The organism is Echinicola pacifica DSM 19836 (assembly GCF_000373245.1).
GTDB lineage: Bacteria > Bacteroidota > Bacteroidia > Cytophagales > Cyclobacteriaceae > Echinicola > Echinicola pacifica.
Genome location: NZ_KB890759.1, coordinates 111,523 through 133,966 on the forward strand (window position 1 = coordinate 111,523; position 22,444 = coordinate 133,966).

The following is a 22,444-nucleotide window of genomic DNA, read 5'->3' on the forward strand; positions in this document are numbered from 1 at the left end:
TAGCAGCTACTGATGTGCTGACATACTTCCGAATTTATAATCTGAAAGCTATATTTGCAGCTTTCATGTGGACTTAATTTCTATTATATAAAATGAACAACTTTATCGAAGAATTGCGCTGGCGAGGAATGGTGCAAGATATGACTCCTGACTTAGAAGAACATTTAAATAAGGGAGTCACTTCTGCCTATCTAGGCTTTGACCCTACGGCTGATTCTTTACATATCGGCCATTTGGTGGGGGTTATGACACTTTTGCATTTCCAGCGCTCTGGCCATAAGCCGGTCGCTTTGGTCGGTGGTGCCACAGGAATGATCGGTGATCCCTCCTTCAAGTCTGCTGAGCGTAACTTGCTAGATAAAGAAACCCTTGATAAAAATATCAATGGAATCAAAAATCAGCTAGGCAAATTCCTCCAATTCGAAGATGGAAAGGCCAATGCCGCAGAGCTGGTCAATAACCATGATTGGATGTCCCAGTTCTCCTTCCTGGACTTCATCAGAGATGTGGGTAAGCATATCACTGTAAATTATATGATGTCCAAGGATAGCGTAAAGCGCAGGCTAGACGAGGGTAATGGATTGTCTTTTACCGAGTTTACCTACCAGCTGATCCAAGGTTATGATTTCTATCATTTGTGGAAGCATAAAAACTGCACCATGCAGCTCGGCGGCTCTGATCAGTGGGGAAATATCGTGACGGGCACTGAGCTAATCCGTAGAAAAGAAGGTGGAAGTGCCTTTGCACTGACCGTGCCCCTCATCACTAAGGCTGATGGGACGAAGTTTGGTAAAACCGAGGGGGGAAGTGTTTGGCTTGCCCCTGAGAAGACCTCTCCCTACCATTTTTATCAGTTCTGGCTTAATGTATCCGATGAGGATGCTAGCAAATACATTCGGATTTTCACTACTCTGGATCAAGAAACGATAGAAAACCTTGAGAAGGAACATGTTGAAGCACCACATCTGCGCTTATTGCAAAAAGAGATAGCAAGGGAAATCACGATCATGGTTCATTCTGAAGAAGAATACCAAATGGCCTTAAAAGCCTCCTCTATCCTATTTGGAAAGTCTTCCACGGAAGATTTGGCTGCATTAGATGAGCGAACATTCCTTCAGGTATTCGATGGGGTACCTCAGGTGGAGCTTTCCGAGGAGGAGTACAAGACCACTGAGACGATCTTAGACCTTTTGGGAGATAAGGGCCAGGGAGTAATTTTTGCCTCCAAAGGCGAAGCCCGAAAACTGATTCAAGGTGGCGGTGTGAGTATCAACAAATCCAAAATCACTGATCCCAATCAAACTAGCGATAGTCTTGAGCTGCTTCAGAAGAAATATTTGCTGGTGCAAAAAGGAAAAAAGAACTATTTCATTATCAAAATAGCCTCCTAATACTGTCCTAAATGGATAGAAAAGTAGGAAGTAAACAGAGCATCCATTGGTCAATTAGCACGATCAATGGATGTTTTTTTAGCTCATTATTCAAAGTATTGGAATAATGGTTATCCGTATTTTTTACCAATTTTAGGCTTTGTACGGCCTCCATAAGTGATTTTAACAATATTTTTGCAAACTTTTAGAACGATCCTTATCATTTTTAAATAAAGTTCAATAAATTTAACCCTCATTTAATATCCAAGAATTTTTTATAACCATGGGAGCATTAGAAAGACAGAAAAAAGAGAAAGAAATACTTACAGCGGCTATTCAGCTTTTTGCCATTAAGGGCTATTATAGCACCAAGATGGATGAGGTGGCTAAGCGAGCAAAGATGAGTAAAGGTTTGATTTATTTTTATTATAAGAATAAGGAAGACCTATACATGGCGGTGACCAAAAAAGCATTTGAGGAACTAAAGGAGCTATTTCGGGAGGTCCAGAAGTCCAAAGGCAAAACCGGCGTGGATATGGTGACCTTGCTCATCCAAAACTTCATTAGCTTCACTGAAGAAAATAAAATGTACCATGAGTCCATATTAAGTTTTATGGGACTTATGGATCAGTACAATAATGAAGAAAAAAGGAAATTAATGGATCCTTTGATCCTAGAAAGCCCTAATTTCAAGCAGCTATTAGAGATCCATCATGATCCTGCCAAGCTAGGTATTCAGATCATCTCGCATGGAGTCAGGGATGGCAGCATGAGGCCTGATTTGCAGCCAGAGATCACCTTCTATACCATATGGTCCATGATGATTGGCTATGAGCGACTGCGAGGTCCGATAGAATATGAAAATAAGGAAGTAAAGATAAGCCAGGAGAATTGGCAAACCGGATTCATTAAATTAATCCATGATATGCTCAAGGGAACTGTCCAGTCCCAGCGGCCAAAGGCTATCCAAGGGTCTTTATTCTAAGAAATCCAAAAAAAACAGCAGGGGTAGAACAGGTAATATTACCGTTCTGCCCTTTTTTTTTACGTTTAATTTTATCCTTATTTTGCTGAATTAATATTCACGAAACATAAAATCAGGGCTACTTTTAACCCCTAAGCTAATCTCTCTCTCAAAAAATCAATGAAACCCATTTTTAGAAGAACTGAGGCCCTATTCGACACCTATTTCTTCATATAAAATCAATTAAAAATAATACCAAAAACCTAATAATAGTTATGTAAAATCGTTATCTTATTCAATATGATTTTTCACTAAGAAAAGAGTAAGATATGGATTTGTCAGCATTGTTTTCATTAAATGATAAAGTTGCAATAGTTACAGGTGGATCGGAGGGAGTAGGCTTGAGCATTGCCGAATTTTTAGCAGCCGCAGGAGCAAAAGTTGTTATTTGTAGCAGAAATCAAGGTAAATTGGATAAGGTGTCTAGCAGGTTGAATGATAAAGGCTATGAGGTTACCGGCTTTGTCTGCAATGTAGGTCATATGGCTGAATTACCAATGTTGGTGGATAAAACTATTGAGACCTATGGTCAGATCGATATTTTAGTGAATAACGCAGGTACAAATCCTTTTTTGGGAGTGGTTCATGAAGCTAGTCTCGAGGTATTTGATAAGATCATGGCGGTGAATGTCAAAGCCCCCTTCGAACTCTCCAAACTCTGCCTGCCCCATTTAAGGAAGTCCTCTAATGCTTCTATTATAAATATAAGCTCGATAGGCGCCCTATCTCCAGAACCCTTCCTAGGCCTCTATAGTGTAAGTAAATCTGCATTAAACTCCCTCACGAAGGTCTTTGCTAAGGAATGGGGAAATCAGAAGGTACGCGTAAACGCTATATGTCCAGGGGTGATGAAGACCAAGTTTAGCGAGGCTTTATGGAATAATGATCAACACTTGGAGACAATCATGAAGCGTTTAGCAATCAAGCGCCTAGCCAAAACGGAAGAGGTTGCCGCATTAGCCCTTTTCTTAGCCTCTCCAGCCGCCAGTTATATCTCTGGAAGTATCTTCACTGTGGACGGCGGCTTTACGTCTTAGGATCCAGCGAGTCAGGGATATCGGTATCATCTATTTCGGTCACTTCTATTTTCACAGCATGCTTTACAGGCCGGATTCCCCTGCCTGTATTTTCTGCTATATAAAACGTTACCTGCGCCCCATAGAGGAATATAATGACAGAATAATAAACCCACACCAAGAAGATCACCAAGGAGCCTGCTGCGCCATAAGCGCTCCCAATATCACTATTGCCCAAATAGAAGCCGATGAGGTATTTACCCAATGCGAAAAGCACCATGGTACTAATGGCCCCAAACCATACGGAGCGCCACTTCACCTTGGCGTCAGGCAGAATCTTATACATCAGTCCAAAGATCAACACCATCAAGGCTTGCGTCAACACGAAATTGGTAACAGCTGCCAAAAAGGAGGATAATCCTTCCACCAGCATGCTGAGCTGATTGAAAAACACCACAATTAAAGCATCAATGACCAGCGATACCAAAAGTACAAAGCCAATACTTCCAACCATCGAAAAGCTTAATAGACGGTTTACTATGAATTTTATTATGCCCTTTTCAGGCTTAGGCTTGATATGCCAGATATGGTTGATGCTATTCTGCAAACTCACAAAGACGGTCGTTGCACTGAAAATCAACACCCCGATGGCAATAGCCTTAGCCACAAATCCATCCGCATCAAAGGAAGCATTATAAATAATCTCATCCAGCATCTCGGCAGTTTCCATTCCACTCAAATTGGAAATCTGAGCTAGAAGCTCTTCTCGCACCGCTCCTTTATTGTAGAATGTAGCCCCGATATTTAATAAAATAACCAGCAAAGCTGGCATACTAAATAAGGTGTAAAATGCTATACTGGCCGCATATGTCATGGAATCGCTTTTGCCGAATGCCATGACACTATCTTTCAAAATATTAAAAATGGTGAGATTTTTTAGCTTTTTCATCATAACAGGACAGATTTTCTACCGATAGAACAAATTGTATGCCTTACGATTTTAGAAATATGAAATTACTTAAAAATTAAACAAATTATCAAAATGGCAAGGACAGGCATCCTATAAACTCAATTCATCAGCCATCCCCTTCCCCACTTATTTGCCTAAAAGTAGTATATTAAAAACAGAGGATTCTTCTTCGTTTTAGCTTTTGCCTACTCTAATAAAAGGTGATAATCTTTAAAAAAGATCCCACCGTATTATTCTTACACCTCTCCAGAGAAATGTTTGCCTTTGAGATCGTTTTTACTCATTATTATCAAAATGTACCCGGTCAAATAATTTGGCTGCATGGCTAAAATCATTTGGCTCGAGTCAATATAAAATTCAATTTTAAGCAAAACATCCCCTAACCCTAAGCATTGGAGCCCTTTCATGATAATACTACAAGCTTAGCATGGGGCGGCTAAAGCTTTGGTCCTACCGATTACCGGATTCCCTGATCGGGGTACTTTCCTTCCACCGTACGGCCAAAGGCTTTCATTTCTTCTATCTGCTCATCCATATTTCCATTTGGATAAATTACAGGTCCCACCCCAGCTCTTTTATTCTTATAATCTAAAAACCCGATAACGATAGGCACTTCAGCTCCAAGAGCTACATGATAGAAACCAGACTTCCATCGTTTGGCATAACTTCTCGTTCCCTCTGGGGTGACCATCATTACCATTTCATCGCTCTTCTGCAATAGGTCAATCATGGCTTCTGTATAGGTCTGTTTGCTACGGCCAGCCATCCTTTTACGGTCAATGGCCATGCCTCCCAGGCCCTTAATCAGCCAGCCCAATGGCCCGACCATCACTTCTTTTTTGATGGTAAATCTTACTGGCACTTCCATAATATAAAAAGCAGCCCTGGCGTATAGCAGATCCCAATTGCTAGTATGAGGTATTGCGATCATCACTGCCTTTTTGAGGCCTGCTGGAAACGATCCTGCGACCTTCCATCCAGTAATCCAAAAGACAAATCGGGCTAATAATTTCATCATCACATTCACTATTATTTGGATTGGCTTCCCAGTTTTGCTAATCCATCGTTATAACTTATAAATCGCTGGGCCGATTCATATCCGGCAACAAAGATATCCTTTGCCTTTTTGATATCAAACACTCCATAACGCGCTAATCCCTGCGGCTCAATAAAAAAATCACATTTATTCTTTCTTGAATAAACATTATAATTCATGGCCATGATCACAGTACGCTCTATCAAAGCCTTCATATTCCCCACGGTATGAACCTCCTGGAGGTGATTGCAGTTGACACCTATGAGGTCCACGCATCGCCCTTCCAAGGGTTCGACAGGCAAATTATTCAAGGCTCCTCCATCAATATAATATTTTCCTTCAATCAGAATGGGATCAAACATCCCCGGTATGCAGCAGGAAGCCATCAGTGGCTTAATCAATTCCCCACGACTAAAATACACCACCTTGCCTCTACTGAGTTCAGTGGCAGTAATAGTAAGGGGGATTTTAAGGCTTTCGAAGGTGTTTTCTGGCAAATACAGCTTAAATAACTCCTCCAAAATATCCATTTTCAGTATTCCAGTCCAGCTGATGGCGGGCCTTAGAAATTTGAAATATTTGGTTCTTTGGATGATATCAAAGATCTCATCTGGACTTAATCCTTGGCAGTAAAGTGCCCCTACAATGGCTCCAGCGCTGGTACCACTTACCCTACCGGGCTTAATACCAATTTCTTCCAGGGCCTTTAAGACCCCTAAATGCGCAATTCCACGGACTCCACCGCCAGAAAGCGCAATACCAATGCTATGTTCAGAGTTCACTTAACTTGAATGTTTGATCCAAACGTACACCCTTTTCAGTCATTTTTACTGTGCAGCATTCATTATTTGGATCATGTTCTAGAAATAAAATATATTTTTGCTCTGCCGCTTCTCTCAAAAATGCCTCCTTCTCCTTTAGGGTCAACAGCGGCCTGGTGTCATATCCCATTATATAGGGAAGAGGAATATGACCAACTGAGGGCAATAGGTCCGCCACAAAAACTACCGTATGACCCTTGTAGGACAATTTGGGAAGCATTTGTTTATCCGTATGGCCATCCACGGTAATATAGGAGAAATCATCTATAAACTGACCTGCTTCTGCTTCGAGAAAATGCAGCTGTCCACTCTGCTGCATTGGCAATAAATTCTCAGTCAAAAACGAGGCTTTTTCCCTATCGTTAGGTTCAGTAGCCCATGTCCAATGCGCTTTATTGCTCCAATACTTTGCATTCCCAAAGACCATTTCTGGTACAGTACCTCCTTCTTTATATTTCACCCCTCCACCGCAATGGTCAAAATGTAGGTGAGTAAGAAAATTATCCGTCACCTCCCCTTCATCAAAACCGGCCTTATGGAGGGAGGACCGCAGGTTGCTATCCCCATGAAGGTAATAATGGCTAAAAAACTTTTCGCTCTGCTTATCGCCGATGCCGTTATCAATCAATATTAAACGATCGCCAGACTCGACCAGTAAGCAGCGCATGGCCCAAGTGCAGAGGTTATTTTCATCCGCAGGATTGGTTCGTTGCCATAAGGCCTTCGGTACCACTCCAAACATCGCCCCTCCATCAAGTTTGAAATAGCCTGTATCAATTACATGTAATTGCATGGTTATATTATATTATTTTTTGTCCATACTGAATGGCTATCAAAATACAAATTCCATCTCGTTTGACCATGGATTCTTTATCCTAATAAAGTGCAATGGTTTACCCGGCTCCGATTGATCAAGAAGGTAATAAAGTCAAAACGCTCGAGCCCTACCTATTTCCCGGAAAAAACAATGCTACACTTTGCATAGAAACTCACCCAAAGTAGGGCTTGCTTTCTAGATACTTCTAGATTACCCAATTATCTTTACCCTATACACTAAAAAAGCCTCCCTTTGATAGAAGGAGGCTTTTTGATATATAACTTATGGATAATATCTATTCGTTTACAACGCCCATTTTTGAGAATTTGTCTATTCTAGCTTCTATTCTCTTATCGACCTTCATTTTATCCAGTTCCTTGAGTGCTTCCAGGATGGTTGATTTCAAGGTAGCCGCCATTCCTTGTAGGTTCTTATGAGCCCCACCGAGTGGTTCCGGAATGATGGCATCGACCAATTTATTTTGGAGCATATCGGAAGCGGTAAGCTTCAGGGCTTCAGCGGCTTGTTCCTTATAATCCCAACTTCTCCAAAGGATAGTGGAGCAGTTTTCTGGAGAAATCACTGAATACCAGGCATTCTCAAGCATCATTACTCGATCACCGATGGCTATTCCTAAAGCTCCACCAGAGGCACCTTCACCAATGATAATGCAGATGATCGGAACCTTCAGCATGAACATATCTCGGATATTTCGGGCGATTGCCTCACCTTGACCACGTTCCTCTGCTTCGAGTCCTGGAAAAGCACCAGGAGTATCGATCAAAGTTACGATAGGTTTACCGAATTTCTCGGCCATCTTCATCAGACGCAGAGCCTTTCGGTAGCCTTCCGGATTGGCCATCCCAAAATTACGCTCTTGCCTTTGTTTGGTATTTCTACCTTTCTGCTGGCCAATGAACATTACGCTACGTCCATCAAGATCTCCCAAGCCACCTATCATGGCCTTATCATCCTTCACAGTCCTATCACCATGGATTTCTATAAAATCGTTGGTGATTTCATAGATATAATCCAAAGCATAAGGACGATCTGCATGCCGGGACAATTGGACACGTTGCCATCTGGTTAGATTCTGGAATGTCTCTTTTTTCAAAGTTTGTATTTTTTCTTCCAATGAGTTGATGTCGCCAGACAAATCAATATCCTTGCCTTTTGCCAAATCCTTCATTTCTTGAAGCTTAAGCTCTAAGTCAGCAATTGGCTTTTCAAATTCTAAGACCATACCTTAAATTTTATTTCTAGACAAAGATAAAAATATTATCCCGAACTAAAATGATTGGACTACCTGACTTTCGAAATCCAAGCTCAGTTCAACGGCTAATTCTTCAACTTTATTGGATAATTATTTACATATCAAGAAGTTGAATTTAGGTAGTATTCCTGCAATATTTAAGAAAAAATCGTAGTTTATTTTCAAAATCGTAAAAACATCAGGTCAGACCTGATCATTTCACTTGATTTTGGTATATTCCACTCAGCAGCTTATCCTTTACCCCTATCCCCGTCTGCTTCAAGATCTTCAATGCCTCCGGTTGAGTCAGAGAGGTGTGTTTAACTTGACTGTCTTTATAGATGATCAAATTGCCTGACCAAGGGTCGGGTGAGCCCGGGACAAAAATCAATTTATCTCCATCAGGAAGTTCCTCCACCAAAAAGCCAAGCACTAAGCCATCCATAGGCACCAAAACCACCGGAAGATGATCGCCATCTCTTATGCCTGCAGCGGACTGAAAGGTGCTTTTCATCAGTCGATAAGCAGGAAACATCGTCAGAATATTATTTTCAATCCATGCAATCATGCCCGCCCCAATCGCCGAGGACGCCACCAGCCCCATAAAAAAACATACTACCACCAGTATCACCACTGCCAAAACATAGCTGAAATCAAGAACCTTCTCCTGATCAGGATGCAGCCAATGCGAGCTTTTATAGGCCACTGGTTGAATGATATGAAGCACCTTCTCCAACAATACGATGGATAACATCAGAGGCAGAATAAAAAACAAGCCTCCTTTGAGCGTCTTGTTGACAAAATTTAAAAATACTTTCATAAGATTTATTTTCAGTTTGAATCACTAATATACTCAAAAGTATATTTGCCATTATAGGCTTTTTACAAATATAATTAGCAGGGCCAATCCTATATCAATCACCATCTTGTGCGTAACGCTAGTTCCTGTCCCATGCTATAGATAGGGATGAATGAGGTGAGAACGAAGGGCAAATACCTCCAACTCCAAATTGATTCTCACAGTAATAGCGATTCACCTATTAACTCAATAGTGCTAAGAGGTCCAGATTTTCGTTCAGGTAATTATATTTAAATCGATATTCTTTGAGACGTTGGAAGATTCCTGCGAGGTCCGCTGGATCTTTTAGCTCAATTCCTACCACTGCAGGGCCATTTTCCTTATAGTTTTTCTTCGTAAATTGAAAGTAAGCAATGTCATCCTTGGGCCCCAGGATCTTAGAGACGAAATCCTTAAGCGCACCAGGCCTTTGGGGAAATTGGATCATAAAATAATGCTTTACCCCCTCATAGATAAGAGACCTTTCTTTGATCTCTGCCGTTCGCATGATATCATTATTACCTCCGCTGATCACACAAACCACGTTTTTGCCCTTAATCTTCTCCCTATCATATAGGGATAATGCGGCCAAAGTAAGCGCTCCGGCTGGCTCTACCACAATTCCCTCATTATTATACAAATTAAGAATAGTGGTACATATCCTGCCTTCAGGGACTCTGATCATTTCATCAAGGCTTTTGGAGCAAATCGAAAATGGAAGGTCTCCCACCTTCTTCACTGCCGCTCCATCCACAAACCCATCAATATCCTCCAACACCAGATTTTCTCCTGCTTTGATGCTTTCGCTCATGGATGGCGCCCCTTCAGGCTCCGTACCGATCAGCTGGGTCTCTGGGCTGTACTGGTCGAAATAAACTGAAGCTCCGGAAGCCAAGCCTCCGCCACCAATCGGTAAGAATAAAAAGTCCACCGGAAAATCCGCATCATCTAAAATCTCCTTGGCTACGGTACCCTGCCCCTCAATCACCTTAGGATCATCAAAAGGGTGTACAAATACCGCTTCTTTTTCTTTGCAAAATTGTGCTGCACTTAAGTAAGCATCATCATAAGTATCTCCTGCTAGAATAATCTCCACTTGATCCTTGCCAAAGAGCTTCATCCTACTGACTTTTTGGCTGGGGGTGGTTGAAGGGATAAATATCGCTCCTCTTATACCCAGCATATTGCAGGCAAATGCCACACCTTGAGCATGATTACCGGCGCTGGCACAGACTACCCCACGGGCCTTTTCGGCCTCTGTCAGGGAGGACATCTTATTGAATGCCCCACGTATTTTGTAGGAGCGTACCGCCTGCAAATCCTCACGCTTTAAATACACCTGACAGCCATATTCCTCGCTAAGCTGTTGATTATGCTGCAAAGCAGTCTTGGTGACCAAGCTTTCCAGCACCTTGCTTGCTTGTAATATTCCCTCTGTTGAAACTTGATTTTCCATTTATATTTTATATTTCCCTACTATGAAAAAAGTAAACTGAGCCTTTAACCTCATCCACAATAGACGGTGTCTTATTAATCTTATGATGTCGGTTTTTTTCGGGTGGTGAAATCTATTTTGCCCTAAACTGCAATGGCTTATCAAATCCCCCTTCAAATGTAAGAAAATACATCCTGAATTTCTGCTTTTCTCCTCGCAACTGAACCATAGAAGCAACATTTACCTGCAAATAATTCTACTTTTACAGCCTTCGTAATAAGCCATAAAAAAGCCACCCTAAACGTTTAGAGTGGCTTTTCGAGAAAATCAATAGGTTGTCAACAATTAATTGAGTTTCGCTCAATTGTTAGTAAATGAGGCCTTTAGTCCCCTTTTGATCCTTTCGAGATCCTTATTGAGCAAGTGTTATTTAAATCGATATCCCACAGAAATTTGGAACACTCTATTTTTGAAGTCTGCTTGTTCGAATCCTAGTCCCTCCTGGTCGGGAAACAGCTCCGAAAACGACATATTGTACCGTGCATCCACATAATATTTCTCCATGAAAGTATAACCAAGGCCAAGATTTAGGCCTATATCAAGATCATTGCTCAGGTCTTTAATGTCGAGCTCGTCACCATCCTGGTATCCTAGATAATTGTCCTCATAATCATTCTTTGCGGACATTAAGAAGCCAATCTGCGGACCTGCCTGAATGGCAACACCCTTAAAAACAGTGTAGGTCAGCATCAGGGGAACATTGATATAATCCATCGACATCGTGCCTTTATAGCTAAAGCCACCTGAGGAATATTCCTGTTCGGCTCCTTGCTGGGAATATAAAACCTCAGGCTGAAATGCCAAGTTTCCACTGATCGGAATAAGCCCCATTAGTCCAAAGCTTATTCCACTTTTGCCAGAGGTGGTAATGATATCCCCGGAGTTTTTCATGGAGCTGGAATTATAACCAACTTTAATACCTATCCCCATATTAGAGGATTGGGCCTGGCTTGCGAAGCTCATTAATACTGCGCATGCAATTAAAATATATTTTTTCATCTTTAGGATCGTTTGATATGAATTGGGTAAGCCCGACAGAGGTCAAGGCTCACCCAAAAATTTCACCATTATGGATCGGTTATTTCCTGATCACCTTAGCCGTAAATTTCTCACCCTGAACGATACACTCTAAAATGTAGGTCCCCGGACTCAACTGACTAAGATCAAGTTTTTCAGGTATGGAGGCAAACTCCTCTGAATACTTCACTTGACCATCACTACTGTAGATATTGATCATGGTCAGGCCTTCCACCTTATCCGCAAGGAAAATATTCAACTCTCCATCGGTTGGATTTGGGAAAACTCTAAATGTTTTCACCATTTTACCTACCAGCAATCCATGTCCATATACTGGCGTAGATTCGCTGATACATCCTGTCGAATTGAGTACTTCCAAGGTGTATATACCTTCCCACAAGGCCACAATTGAGGCTTTATTCGCGTTAGGAATTACTCTACCGTTGATTTTCCATTGGTAAGTGCTAGCTTCCAAATTGGTGCTCAGGTGCTCCAGGTCCTTTCGGATGATTGCTGGAGACGGATTATCCATTATTGCCACCTCTGTACGAAGCGTCTTACCTAGGCCATGTTCATTATACACGGTCACATAATATTCACCATTCTCTTTGGCGATATAGATAGGTTCTGTGGATCCATCAAACCATAGGTAAGAGCTGTAATCGCCCGGCTCGAGGATCACATCCGGACCACATAGTTGGCCAGCGACCATTTCATTCGCAAAATCATCAAAGATAATTTCAATCGATTCAGAACGTTCACATCCATTTTCAAATTTCACCGATACAGTGTACACACCAGGCTCCGTCACCATAATGGATTCGGTGGTCTGACCAGTATTCCAGGTAAAAGATGCTGCACGCAGCTCATGAAACAATACATTCTTATTCGCATCCAGGAATTTGGCCTGACCGCTATAAGTATGCACGGTGGTCGTATCAAATATCGTGAAATCGCTTCCTACATTTTGGTAAACAAAGTTGGCAACATCATTATTATCCACCACACTTTCATTTTTCATGGTAGCATGCAGGTTAAAGACATGAGAATCACCTTTGTTTTCCAAGGTTGGCGGGCTTTTGAAGGTATAAATAACACTTCCACCTACTGGGATCCCCGCTTCCACGGTTTCTGTTAAGATTTCTCCTGTATTGAAGTACTGCAGATCAAGAACTACCGCATTGGTTCCGACTGCGATATTTCCCTTATTCGATACTTTCACAGAAAACACGTCTTCAGATCCGCAGACATCTCTCGGGCTTAGTAGTTCGATGGCAATATCTGCCAGGTCTCCTTCTTTTACGCTGATATCATCTAGCTGCATATAAGAATAACCGCCAGCTTTGGCATGTCGGAAACGGAACATCACTTGTTTGCCGCTATATTCGGTAAGATTAACCACGGCTTTTATCCAATCACGATCTACATAGACGCCATTATTATTCACTTCCCAAACCAATTCCCATTCTCCTCCGGGGACTTTCACATCCAGCATTAGAGCATTGAGGACATTGGATTGCATCGCATAATAGAATTCCATTGATGCACTATTAGGAAGGGTATAGAAAGAGCTGATTACTTCTCCATAAAACTTAACCCCTTCCAATTGATTGTATAATAAGGTGGCCGGCTTATCACCTGTGTGATCAGTCTTCGGCATGCTCAGGTTAGGATTCTCAAACTGAGTCAATACTTTAAACGGATAGTTCTCCGAGCCTTCATTACTGATCCAGCCCATCGTTCCATATACCGGTCCTTGCTCAAAATCACTGAAGGTGATCTCTGTAAGCAGTGGTGCCTTGGCTATCACCTCAAAGAAAGCTGAAGCCATATTATCTGTGATATCCACCTCTCCATCTACCAATAAAGTGGCTTGCAACTCATATTTACCGACTTCTAATTCCGGAATACTTTCAAGGTTTAATATCACATTTTCATTTTGGGCAAGGCTTGTATTTATCTCCTGCGTGATCGCCTCTCCTATTGCCGTTCCATTCCTGAGGATGGTAAACTCCACTTTTGAGTTGAGCACATCGCCATAACTGTTGTTTTTGGCTAAGAGGAAGAATTGATGTGAAGGGGCATCCAGATACACAAACTCTGGGGCCACCAAATCAGTCACGGTAAAATCAAATTTCGTGCTTCTTACCACTATATTATCCACCGCAAATCCACTGGCAAACAAGCCATTATCATCATGATGAAAAGCAATCTGCACACAAGACTGGCCTGCATAGGTACTTAGATCCAAGTCATACTCTATCCACGCACTGATATACGGTAGGGTCATGATGGTCTCCCACGTTAGTCCGCCATCGGTGCTCACTTTCACATATCCATCAGACAACCTCAAAGCGTCTGCATAAGCGTCAAAAGCCAAATAAGCTTCAGAATACTTGCTGAGGTCAAAAATCGGGGAAACCAACATATCCTCTGAGGCATCACAGTTGCAGACGTCATCATTACTTGCCATAAACTGCGTATGATCGGCTATAAACCATCCTGGTGAACCAAGGGCTTTTCTATCCCCAATCTGCCAGCCGTTAGCCATTTCATTTTCGAAAGTTCTCCAGCCTTTATAGCCGTCTTCTCCTTCAAAATCCATACTATAAGGAAGCTCTGCTATCTTCAGATCTTCATTTTCCCAGATATCTACATGGAAAATATAGCTATTGTTTTCTGGCAAATAATCTTCTACCTCACCAGTAGACCGTACAGAAACTATAATTTCATATTCCCCAGCTGCGTCAAAATTTAATACACCAGGAAGGGTATAATGCACCGTGTCCTTAAATCCTTTAAAGTCGAAACTTAAGGTTTCACTAAGCGTGCCCAAGTTCAAGCTATCCGCATAAATTACCTGCGCAGTAACTTCCAATTCTTCCTTGGAGGTAATAAAATTATTGATAAAACTCAAATTCACTTTACCATTTGCCTGATCTACTGTGCAATTTCCTGCATCAAAATCAGCCGCTATTACCTCAATATCCATTGGCGCCTCACGGATAACAATATTATCAACATAGGCACCAATAAAGTTTTCCGGACTATCATCCATCAATACTCTAAAACGGACCATCCCCACCTTACCAGCAAGCTCCTCCAGGTGGGCTACCAATGGAGGCTCACTCGTGATGGTATGCACGCCTGAAAACCAAGGACCCTCTGCAAGATCATTGAAATGTCTGGTGCTATAATAATCTACATTTGTGGCCTTATGCCAGGTCTGGCCTAGGTCATCAGAGTACTCAATGATCAAACCATCATATCCAGTGGTAAACAACCATAGCATATCAAACTCCATTAGCGGAGAGGCAATATTCGTAAAGTCTAATAAGGGTGACTCCAAAGTGAAGTCAGCATTAGGCAATATCAAATTGCTAACACCATAATTGATCGTTCCCCACATATACTTAGAGGGAATTCCCCGGAATTTTGAAGAGAAAGGTTGCCATGTCCATTTCTGGGTAGTGGCCAAAGAGGACGTGGTCCATCCGCCTGGCGTCCCTTCAAAATTTTCCTCATAGGGAAATTCTGCGATCATTCCGTTATAGATGGCCCCAGAGGTCGTATTATTTGATTTCACCGGATCCTTATCATAAGCCACCATACCATTAATGGTGTGCAAGCCTGCAGTGGACAGATCCAATGGGCTATCGAAGGTGATCACCATCTCAGACTTACCTATGAAGTCGCTAGTAAGCAAATGCTTGGTCCATAAGGTATCCATCTCCGCCATAGGACTAGTGTAACCCACCGCGATCGTATCTCCGGAAGGGATAGTTTCACAGCCATTATTGGCAATATTAAAAGAAAGAGAATAATTGGAGGGTAAGGCCTCTCCTTTGGTTTGGGGAAGATTCACCGACACCAAGGAAAGGTCAAAGGCTGGAACCGCTGGTAATACGGCCAGTTCTGAGATAAAGCCGACGCCTTTGAGGGCAGTGAATTCCTCTATAGGATCAAAATCTAAATTCACTTCCACCAAATTCGTGGCCACAGTATGTACAATATATGGAATATCATCCTGAACCGAAATCACAGCTTCGCCACCCACAGGGACATCAACTGGAAAGACCGTTTTTCCATCATTTGAATAGATCTCTATTAACCTAAACCCGGAACGTAAAACCACTCTCAACTTATAATTCAACACCTCATAGGCCTTAATTTCCTTAGTCCCAGTGTTTCTAACCGTGATAAAATAAGGCTCAAAACCCGAAAGAGGACCACAGGTGGTCTGAGGCACCTTATAAGAAACTAATTGGATCTGTCGGTCAGCATAGGCAGGACCCACCCCTACGGCATGCCAGGCATTGGTTATTTGAATATACTCTTCGGAGCCAAGGCCATATAGGTCTTCTGCCACCATGAGAGTAGCCTGACGCATATCAGCAAAGCTTGAAGCTGGAGAGAGGTATTCGCTTAGGGTTATATAAGCTACTTTCTCCGCTTTTTCGAGGCCTATAGCAGTGACCGAGTAGCTTTCTTCATTATCATTGACTCCATCACCACCTTCACTAAGAAGGTAAAACCAGAAATTGGAAACCCCGCTATTGATATGGACTCCACCATTATCCACATTCGTATTCGCAGGATTGGCCCAATATTTCCCTCCATAGGTATCTGGCTGGCTTTGAGAATTAGGATCACTCATTGATCTTAAGCTTCCATAGCGGTACAGCTCATCTCCTAGCAACCATATATCTTCTTTGGAGTCTTTGCCCACATAAAACTCAACGGACACACCAAAAATATCACTAAAGGATTCATTTAGGGCGCCAGATTCCCCAGAATAGGTCAGATTGGCGGTGAATTGGGTGACCGCATGGGTAAGTTCGTGCGCGGTGATTCCTAAGCCTACATAGGGAGTACCATTGCCATCTCCAAACTGAGCCCAACCGCCCGTCCAAGAAGCATTGGATACATTTTCACCATAATGTGCTAGCCCAAAAACAGTCATTCCCTGGCCATCCACACTGTTTCTATTGAATTTTTCTGAATAATAATCCACCGTCTTTTGCATACCCCAGTGGATATCAATCGCTGCTTCGTCATGATTCTCATTGAATAGATCGTCCCAGTTATTATCCTCATCTACGAAGTCGGTAAGCACTTCATCTACTGGCCAGGTGGCATGGTTCATATTCAGGGTATAGATCGGAACGCCATGCTTTCCTTGGATAGCTTCCAGTCGAAATCCATCCGAATATTGCTCTGTATTGAAATTTACTGAGCCTGAGTAACGGCTCTTCCCTTTTCCAGGTACCTGAGCATCCATATGCAAGTTCAATGAAAGTATTACCTCTCCCGAGCTGGCATCTATATAGATGGTTTGGCTGGATTGTGGGCTGATCGCAAGAATATCAAATTTCCAAGCAAGGTGATATTCTGATAAAGCAGAAGAAAAATTAGGTCCTACGTAGACCAATTCACCTGAGGGCTTTTTACTCAAATCACTGCGTACCAAGGAAGAAAGCTTTTCACTTTCCCAAACATAAGTATCTGCATTTACAGAAGCCAATGCCCGATCCAGTGCTCGCTCAGCAGTAAGGCTATAACGGTTATTGACCTCTATATTTTTGGCTATAAATCCAAAGGCTTCTATTTTTTCCTTTCCTTCACGAACTTTATAGATAGCCCCTTCCACAGGAATTGAATGATGCAATTGCTGATAGGTAGCGAGATTCCTTCCATAATTGGAAGAACTTGACTTCAGCTCCATTCTGTCCTCTTCTGCCAATACAAATGCATCTCTATGCACCTCAAAGACATTTTGTGAACTCAGTTTAGCCGTTTTGGCGAAAGTGTATAATTTGGTTCCCGAGGTGTCCGCTTCATTGATTAGTCGCGAACTGTATCCAAGATTGCCAGTCGAAAACTTTTGGCTTTCCTGCATCTGTTGCAAAAAAACAGCCCTCTCCTCATCAGAGAATTCTTTTCCTTTAATCTCTGCCTGATCGTCGAATAAAACCGAATCGATTTGGTTAAGGCTTTTCACCACTTCAGCACTCGCTTTTTTGCTGTATTCCTCTTCTGGTCCCTTCACAGCAGTGGCAGCATTGCCATTCTGCTTAGTCTCAAATGGAGATTGGGCCATACTTAGGGAACAAACAAAAAACACTGGCAAAAGCAGTACTAATCGTGCTCTGGAGTATTTGTGTTTCATACTGTAACTGGTTTAATTTGAATACTTTATTAAAATGTGAGGAAACATTGCTGCTGCCCCTTGGGTCAAATAAGGTTTGTGATGGGTACTTATGAATTCTACCTAATTTCTATTCTCAACCGTAGTCCTAAATAACTACCTAAACATGGTGTCATGATATCCATATTTTTCTCTAAATAACAGAGTACCATCACAGGGATATAGACTTCCCTGAACCTGGCCATGAAACCATATATCTTCGTCAAACTCTTTTAATGCTTTGCTACTATTTTCAATCTGGATGAGTGCTTTTCATTTTTTGTCAATTCGTAATTTCCCAGAAATATCCAAAGACAAAGGAGTACACTTTGCCTTCTGAATTTCTACTCATCAAACTCAGCAGTTGGTATAAATAATTAGTGTGATTATTTTTCGTTTCAGCTTAAATCATTGCTTGGCTTAAAGAATATAAAAAGCAGCAAATAGATTATGAAACTCTCATTTTCCTATAATGAACATTAAATTACCTTGGAAAAATGGAGTAGAAAAAAAAAGGACTACCGTAAAAACACTAAGTGGTAAAAAGTGACCACTCACCTAGCACTCAAAAAACAATAAGGTATAGACTATCAGTGTTTTAATTAAATATTATTCAATAGGGCTATCTGCTGAAAAAGTATTCAAATAAGTGGAAATATTAAGCCTCTCATGTGTGATTTCCAGCTTTTTTCTCAACCGAGTGCGAGCATTCTCTACGGACTTGAAAGATTGACCCGTAATTTGTGAAATTTCCTTGGTACTTAGGTCCAAAGAAAGCAGGGCACAAAGCCTCCTGTCCTTGGGGCTCAGGTTTGGGTGTTGCTTATTTAGGTTTTCATAAAAAGACTGATGCACCTGCTCAAAACTAATTTCAAATTCCTTCCAAATCTGAGTGTTTTCATTTTTCTGCAGACGCCGTTGAATATAATCGATAGCCTCCTGAGTTTCCCTTTTACCAGAATTCAGCTTTAATTCCTTCAGGTCATCGCTGATTCCATTGATGATATCGGCCCGATGAATTTCGGTCATAGCCTTGCCCACCAACATCTTATTTTTGGCATCTAGGCTTTGTTTTAGATCTTCCTGCTTTCTATTAAGGATTTCTCTCTCCAATTGATTTTTGATGCTGCTATTCCTATACCTAATCAGCAAGATCGTCAGGATTAGTATTCCTATAACCAGTAAAAGCCCCACTACATATAGTTGTGATTTCCTTTTATCTTCACTCAACTCCTCTATTTTCTCCCGGCTCTTATAATCTTGTTCGAGTCTCAATCGCTCCAGATTGACGGCCTTTTCTTCTACGTTGAGACTATCTCTGATGCCATCATATAATTGGAAATATCGCGCTGCTAAGGGGTAATCTTCCTGTCCTAAATAAGCGTGGTAAAGAATCTGGCTAAATCGCTGCCCAGTAAAATTATACAGATCTTCTTTGATAAGCCCTATTCCCTTGAGACCATTAGCTATTGCAGCCTCCAGATTATCATTTCCAAGGTGATATTCCGCTAAAGACTGAAACACAAAAGTTTTTAGTGAGGTGTCAAGTTCCTCGTCCAGTAGAGAGCTGGCTTTCTGAAAATACATCGTGGCCATGGTAGAATCACCCTTGAGACCATAAGCTCTTCCAAAATTGGTATATACATAGATATCCAGGTCTTTCCGCTTTATATATTGCAGGATATCGAGAGCTTTGCCAAAATAATACAAAGAAGAATCCACATTTTCCTTTAAGTAAAGCGTGCCCATATTATTCAACACCTTCACCTGATTGATGGTATCCTTATTGTTTACCTGATTTTGATAGACATGCTCAAAAAACTGAAGGCTATTTTCAGGGTTATTCCCTTGGGCATAGATGATAGCAAGGTTATTTTCTATTTTAGCTACCTCCAATACCTTATCATGGGAATTATAGATTTCATAGGCTTTGAGATAATAATCGAGAGCAATATCCAAGGCATCTTTAGAATGATATATTTTGGCAGCTCCCATATATACCTTAGCAAGGTTGAGCTCCTCATCGGGAGTTTTGCGCGCCTCTTTCTCCGCCAAGTCCAGGTACCAGATGGTACGATCCCAGTCGGTATGCATAATTCTGGAGGCAATCTCTAAACTTAAAGCGATTCGCTCCTCTCTTCCCTCGGTGAGGTTAAGGCTATCAATTAGTTTGTCCGGAGAGGTCTGGGAATAAACAAGGCCAATATTGCTCAAAAAAATCCATGCAAATACCCACGCTTTCCTACTTTTTACCATAATTGTCTTCTTTCCCAAGTTTGTAAATATAACAAATTGAAATATATGCTTTGCAATAGCAGAGATTCAGCTCCTTTTATATTCCTATGATTATTTAGAAAAAAATAAAAAAAATGGAGTAGAGCCTGTTTTTTTCTCCTGATGGTAAGTAAATATACTCCCCAAAATGGCGAAATAGTAATCTATCGTCGTTATTTCTGCATTGTCACAAAAATAAATTGAAATTTATTTCACTGAAATTGAGACAGGTAAGGTATAAGGAGGGATTTTTTTTCGCCCATGTTTTGCATTCATAAAGAGAACTAGTACCTTTGCATCACTTCAAACGAGGAGTTGAGACAAACAAAAAGAAAAAGCACAACGAAAGTTGTTCAAAATAGTAACGGAGTGGTAGTTCAGTTGGTTAGAATGCCTGCCTGTCACGCAGGAGGTCGCGGGTTCGAGTCCCGTCCATTCCGCTTAGCTTTTTTGATTTAAAATCTCAAGCATTGTGATTTCCGAATTGGAAGTTGAGTCTCTCAGAATTAGCGAAAGCTAGTAAATTCTAAAAGACAAAAAAAATGGAGTGGTAGTTCAGTTGGTTAGAATGCCTGCCTGTCACGCAGGAGGTCGCGGGTTCGAGTCCCGTCCATTCCGCATAAAGCCTTACAAATTTTGTAAGGCTTTTTTGTTTTTATAGCTTTGGCCCCAAAGTAAGACCTACGAATTTCAATAGACTGATTAATATGATTCGATGAATCAACCTATGCCGTCTTCCACTAGGTTTTAATACTAATGATTCATTATTTCCTAAGCCAAGCTAACTTGGAAATTGGATAGCTGCGAATAAACCCTAATAGGGATAGCCTGCCAGTTTGGACTTAATCCAGCGTAACGCGGTCAATTTCCAGACTTCCCTCCTCCCAAAACTCAATTTTATAATCAGCATATAACTCAGATATACTAAATCCAATTCTTAACAATTATTCAGTTGGTAATAAAAACCATAATTGCTTATTAAAAAAGTAATTATATCTAGTCATTTTTATGAACTTAGTAGAAAAAATGGGTGTTGGAATTATTTATAAGAAGAATTGAGAAAGAGTAACCATCATTAAATGGGCATGAGCAAGAAGCAATATACATTAGTAGTTTTGATTTTGGGGGCATTGAGTACCATAAGCCCCTTCTCAATCGACATGTATTTACCTGGATTTCCGGCGATCGCCAGAAACCTGGATACTACCATTGCCAATGTTCAGCTTTCACTCACCAGTTATCTGGTAGGCATCGCGGTAGGGCAATTGTTTTATGGCCCTTTACTTGATCGATATGGTCGCAAGAAGCCTTTATATGTAGGTTTGGTAATTTATATTATTGCTTCCTTGGGATGTGCGATGAGCACTAGCGTGGAAAACCTCATTTTGATGAGGTTTTTGCAGGCCATCGGTGGATGTGCAGGCATGGTCGCTGCTCAGGCGATGGTAAGGGACATTTTCCCAGTCACCAAAACTGCCCAAGCCATGGCGATGCTGATGCTGGTGATCGCTATTTCGCCGATGATAGCCCCGACAGTGGGGGGGTATGTGACTGCACATTATGATTGGCATATGGTATTTACCATTTTAGCCAGTATTACTGCATTGATATTAATCGCCAGTTTCTTCTACTTGCCAGATGGAGCACAGCCGGATACGGAAGTCTCCTTGCGTCCGATTCAGGTGGTAAAGAAATATATAGAAGTTTCTAAGAACCGCCAATTCCTGGTTTATATGCTTATTGGAGCTATCGCTGGTGCTACACCCTTTGCGTATATTTCGGGATCTGCAGATGTTTTCATGAATATCTATGGCGTTTCAGAGCAGCAATATGGGTGGATATTTGCCCTGTTAGCTTCTTCGATGATTGGCTCCACTCAATTGAACCATATTTTACTTAAAAAATACACCAATCAGCAGATCATAAAAGTCGCATTGACCTACCAAACTATTGTGGGTTTCTTTTTGATTTTGGGGGTTTGGAATGATTGGTTTAATGTCTATACCTTAGTGATGGCCATGTTTGTATTTCTATCTGGCCATGGACTCTGCAATCCTAATGCGGCTGCCTTGACCTTGGCTCCATTTTCTAGAAATGCCGGAAGTGCGGCTGCGCTGATGGGCTCCAGCCGTATGGCTATGGGGGGTGTGGTATCCGCAGCGGTGAGTATTTTCCATAATGGCACCGCAAATCCCATGGTGATAATGATGACCTTTTGTGCTCTAGGTGGACTATTGACCTTAGTGATCGATACCTCCAAAAGAAAGGCAGCCAGAAAAAGGGACCTTGAAATGTCCAACTGTTGATAAAAGCCTATCCATCACCAC

14 protein-coding genes and 2 tRNA genes are annotated in these 22,444 nt (G+C 41.5%); 6 read left to right on the top strand and 10 right to left on the bottom strand.

Annotation, left to right across the window (positions count from 1 at the left end):
* Positions 1–92: 92 nt before the first annotated feature.
* From tyrS to B050_RS0120910, 3 genes are all read left to right on the top strand, one after another.
* On the top strand, positions 93–1,391 hold the full coding sequence (gene tyrS / locus B050_RS0120895) for a tyrosine--tRNA ligase (protein ID WP_018475914.1): 1,299 nt from the start codon (positions 93–95) through the stop codon (positions 1,389–1,391).
* A gap of 262 nt (positions 1,392–1,653) precedes the next feature.
* A complete protein-coding gene (locus B050_RS0120905; protein ID WP_018475916.1) occupies positions 1,654–2,355 on the top strand; it encodes a TetR/AcrR family transcriptional regulator in 702 nt (233 codons plus the stop codon).
* Positions 2,356–2,663: 308 nt separating this feature from the next.
* Positions 2,664–3,431 (top strand): SDR family NAD(P)-dependent oxidoreductase, encoded by a 768-nt coding sequence (locus B050_RS0120910; RefSeq protein ID WP_018475917.1) that lies wholly within the window; start codon positions 2,664–2,666, stop codon positions 3,429–3,431.
* Here the strand turns inward: B050_RS0120910 and B050_RS0120915 are convergent.
* From B050_RS0120915 to B050_RS0120970, 10 genes are all read right to left on the bottom strand, one after another.
* Entirely contained in the window at positions 3,421–4,362 is a 942-nt protein-coding gene (locus tag B050_RS0120915; protein WP_018475918.1) for a YihY/virulence factor BrkB family protein, read from the bottom strand. The genes B050_RS0120910 and B050_RS0120915 overlap by 11 nt on opposite strands.
* A gap of 475 nt (positions 4,363–4,837) precedes the next feature.
* A complete protein-coding gene (locus tag B050_RS0120925; RefSeq protein ID WP_026236068.1) occupies positions 4,838–5,398 on the bottom strand; it encodes a 1-acyl-sn-glycerol-3-phosphate acyltransferase in 561 nt (186 codons plus the stop codon).
* An 11-nt stretch (positions 5,399–5,409) separates the two neighbouring features.
* Positions 5,410–6,198 carry a patatin-like phospholipase family protein gene (locus tag B050_RS0120930; RefSeq protein WP_018475921.1) on the bottom strand — a complete coding sequence of 263 codons (789 nt, stop codon included), beginning with the start codon at positions 6,196–6,198 and terminating at the stop codon, positions 5,410–5,412.
* Positions 6,188–7,030, bottom strand: a complete 843-nt coding sequence (locus B050_RS0120935; RefSeq protein ID WP_018475922.1) for an MBL fold metallo-hydrolase — start codon at positions 7,028–7,030, stop codon at positions 6,188–6,190. The genes B050_RS0120930 and B050_RS0120935 overlap by 11 nt, the downstream gene beginning before the upstream one ends.
* Before the next feature lie 319 nt (positions 7,031–7,349).
* A complete protein-coding gene (locus tag B050_RS0120940) occupies positions 7,350–8,297 on the bottom strand; it encodes an acetyl-CoA carboxylase carboxyltransferase subunit alpha (RefSeq protein WP_018475923.1) in 948 nt (315 codons plus the stop codon).
* A gap of 223 nt (positions 8,298–8,520) precedes the next feature.
* Positions 8,521–9,126 (bottom strand): DUF502 domain-containing protein, encoded by a 606-nt coding sequence (locus B050_RS0120945; protein ID WP_018475924.1) that lies wholly within the window; start codon positions 9,124–9,126, stop codon positions 8,521–8,523.
* Positions 9,127–9,346: 220 nt separating this feature from the next.
* On the bottom strand, positions 9,347–10,600 hold the full coding sequence (gene ilvA, locus B050_RS0120950; RefSeq protein ID WP_018475925.1) for a threonine ammonia-lyase IlvA: 1,254 nt from the start codon (positions 10,598–10,600) through the stop codon (positions 9,347–9,349).
* A 405-nt stretch (positions 10,601–11,005) separates the two neighbouring features.
* Positions 11,006–11,638, bottom strand: a complete 633-nt coding sequence (locus B050_RS0120960) for a porin family protein (RefSeq protein WP_026236069.1) — start codon at positions 11,636–11,638, stop codon at positions 11,006–11,008.
* A gap of 79 nt (positions 11,639–11,717) precedes the next feature.
* A complete protein-coding gene (locus B050_RS0120965; protein WP_083923316.1) occupies positions 11,718–17,825 on the bottom strand; it encodes a M4 family metallopeptidase in 6,108 nt (2,035 codons plus the stop codon).
* Positions 17,826–18,452: 627 nt separating this feature from the next.
* Positions 18,453–20,099 carry a tetratricopeptide repeat protein gene (locus tag B050_RS0120970; RefSeq protein ID WP_018475929.1) on the bottom strand — a complete coding sequence of 549 codons (1,647 nt, stop codon included), beginning with the start codon at positions 20,097–20,099 and terminating at the stop codon, positions 18,453–18,455.
* Between the two features lie 384 nt (positions 20,100–20,483).
* Between B050_RS0120970 and B050_RS0120975 the strand changes: the two genes are divergently transcribed.
* The 3 genes from B050_RS0120975 to B050_RS0120985 all read left to right on the top strand — a co-directional run bounded on the left by B050_RS0120975 (position 20,484) and on the right by B050_RS0120985 (position 22,423).
* Positions 20,484–20,557, top strand: a tRNA-Asp gene (locus B050_RS0120975).
* A gap of 104 nt (positions 20,558–20,661) precedes the next feature.
* A tRNA-Asp gene (locus B050_RS0120980) sits at positions 20,662–20,735 on the top strand.
* A gap of 467 nt (positions 20,736–21,202) precedes the next feature.
* Entirely contained in the window at positions 21,203–22,423 is a 1,221-nt protein-coding gene (locus B050_RS0120985; RefSeq protein WP_026236070.1) for a multidrug effflux MFS transporter, read from the top strand.
* Positions 22,424–22,444: the final 21 nt, after the last annotated feature.

Bases quoted from the DNA above. Each gene is read 5' to 3' on its own strand.
- tyrS (WP_018475914.1), top strand. From the start codon at position 93: ATGAACAACTTTATCGAAGAATTGCGCTGGCGAGGAATGGTGCAAGAT.
- B050_RS0120905 (WP_018475916.1), top strand. From the start codon at position 1,654: ATGGGAGCATTAGAAAGACAGAAAAAAGAGAAAGAAATACTTACAGCG.
- B050_RS0120910 (WP_018475917.1), top strand. From the start codon at position 2,664: ATGGATTTGTCAGCATTGTTTTCATTAAATGATAAAGTTGCAATAGTT.
- B050_RS0120915 (WP_018475918.1), bottom strand. From the start codon at position 4,362: ATGATGAAAAAGCTAAAAAATCTCACCATTTTTAATATTTTGAAAGAT.
- B050_RS0120925 (WP_026236068.1), bottom strand. From the start codon at position 5,398: ATGATGAAATTATTAGCCCGATTTGTCTTTTGGATTACTGGATGGAAG.
- B050_RS0120935 (WP_018475922.1), bottom strand. From the start codon at position 7,030: ATGCAATTACATGTAATTGATACAGGCTATTTCAAACTTGATGGAGGG.
- B050_RS0120940 (WP_018475923.1), bottom strand. From the start codon at position 8,297: ATGGTCTTAGAATTTGAAAAGCCAATTGCTGACTTAGAGCTTAAGCTT.
- B050_RS0120945 (WP_018475924.1), bottom strand. From the start codon at position 9,126: ATGAAAGTATTTTTAAATTTTGTCAACAAGACGCTCAAAGGAGGCTTG.
- ilvA (WP_018475925.1), bottom strand. From the start codon at position 10,600: ATGGAAAATCAAGTTTCAACAGAGGGAATATTACAAGCAAGCAAGGTG.
- B050_RS0120960 (WP_026236069.1), bottom strand. From the start codon at position 11,638: ATGAAAAAATATATTTTAATTGCATGCGCAGTATTAATGAGCTTCGCA.
- B050_RS0120965 (WP_083923316.1), bottom strand. From the start codon at position 17,825: ATGAAACACAAATACTCCAGAGCACGATTAGTACTGCTTTTGCCAGTG.
- B050_RS0120970 (WP_018475929.1), bottom strand. From the start codon at position 20,099: ATGGTAAAAAGTAGGAAAGCGTGGGTATTTGCATGGATTTTTTTGAGC.
- B050_RS0120985 (WP_026236070.1), top strand. From the start codon at position 21,203: ATGAGCAAGAAGCAATATACATTAGTAGTTTTGATTTTGGGGGCATTG.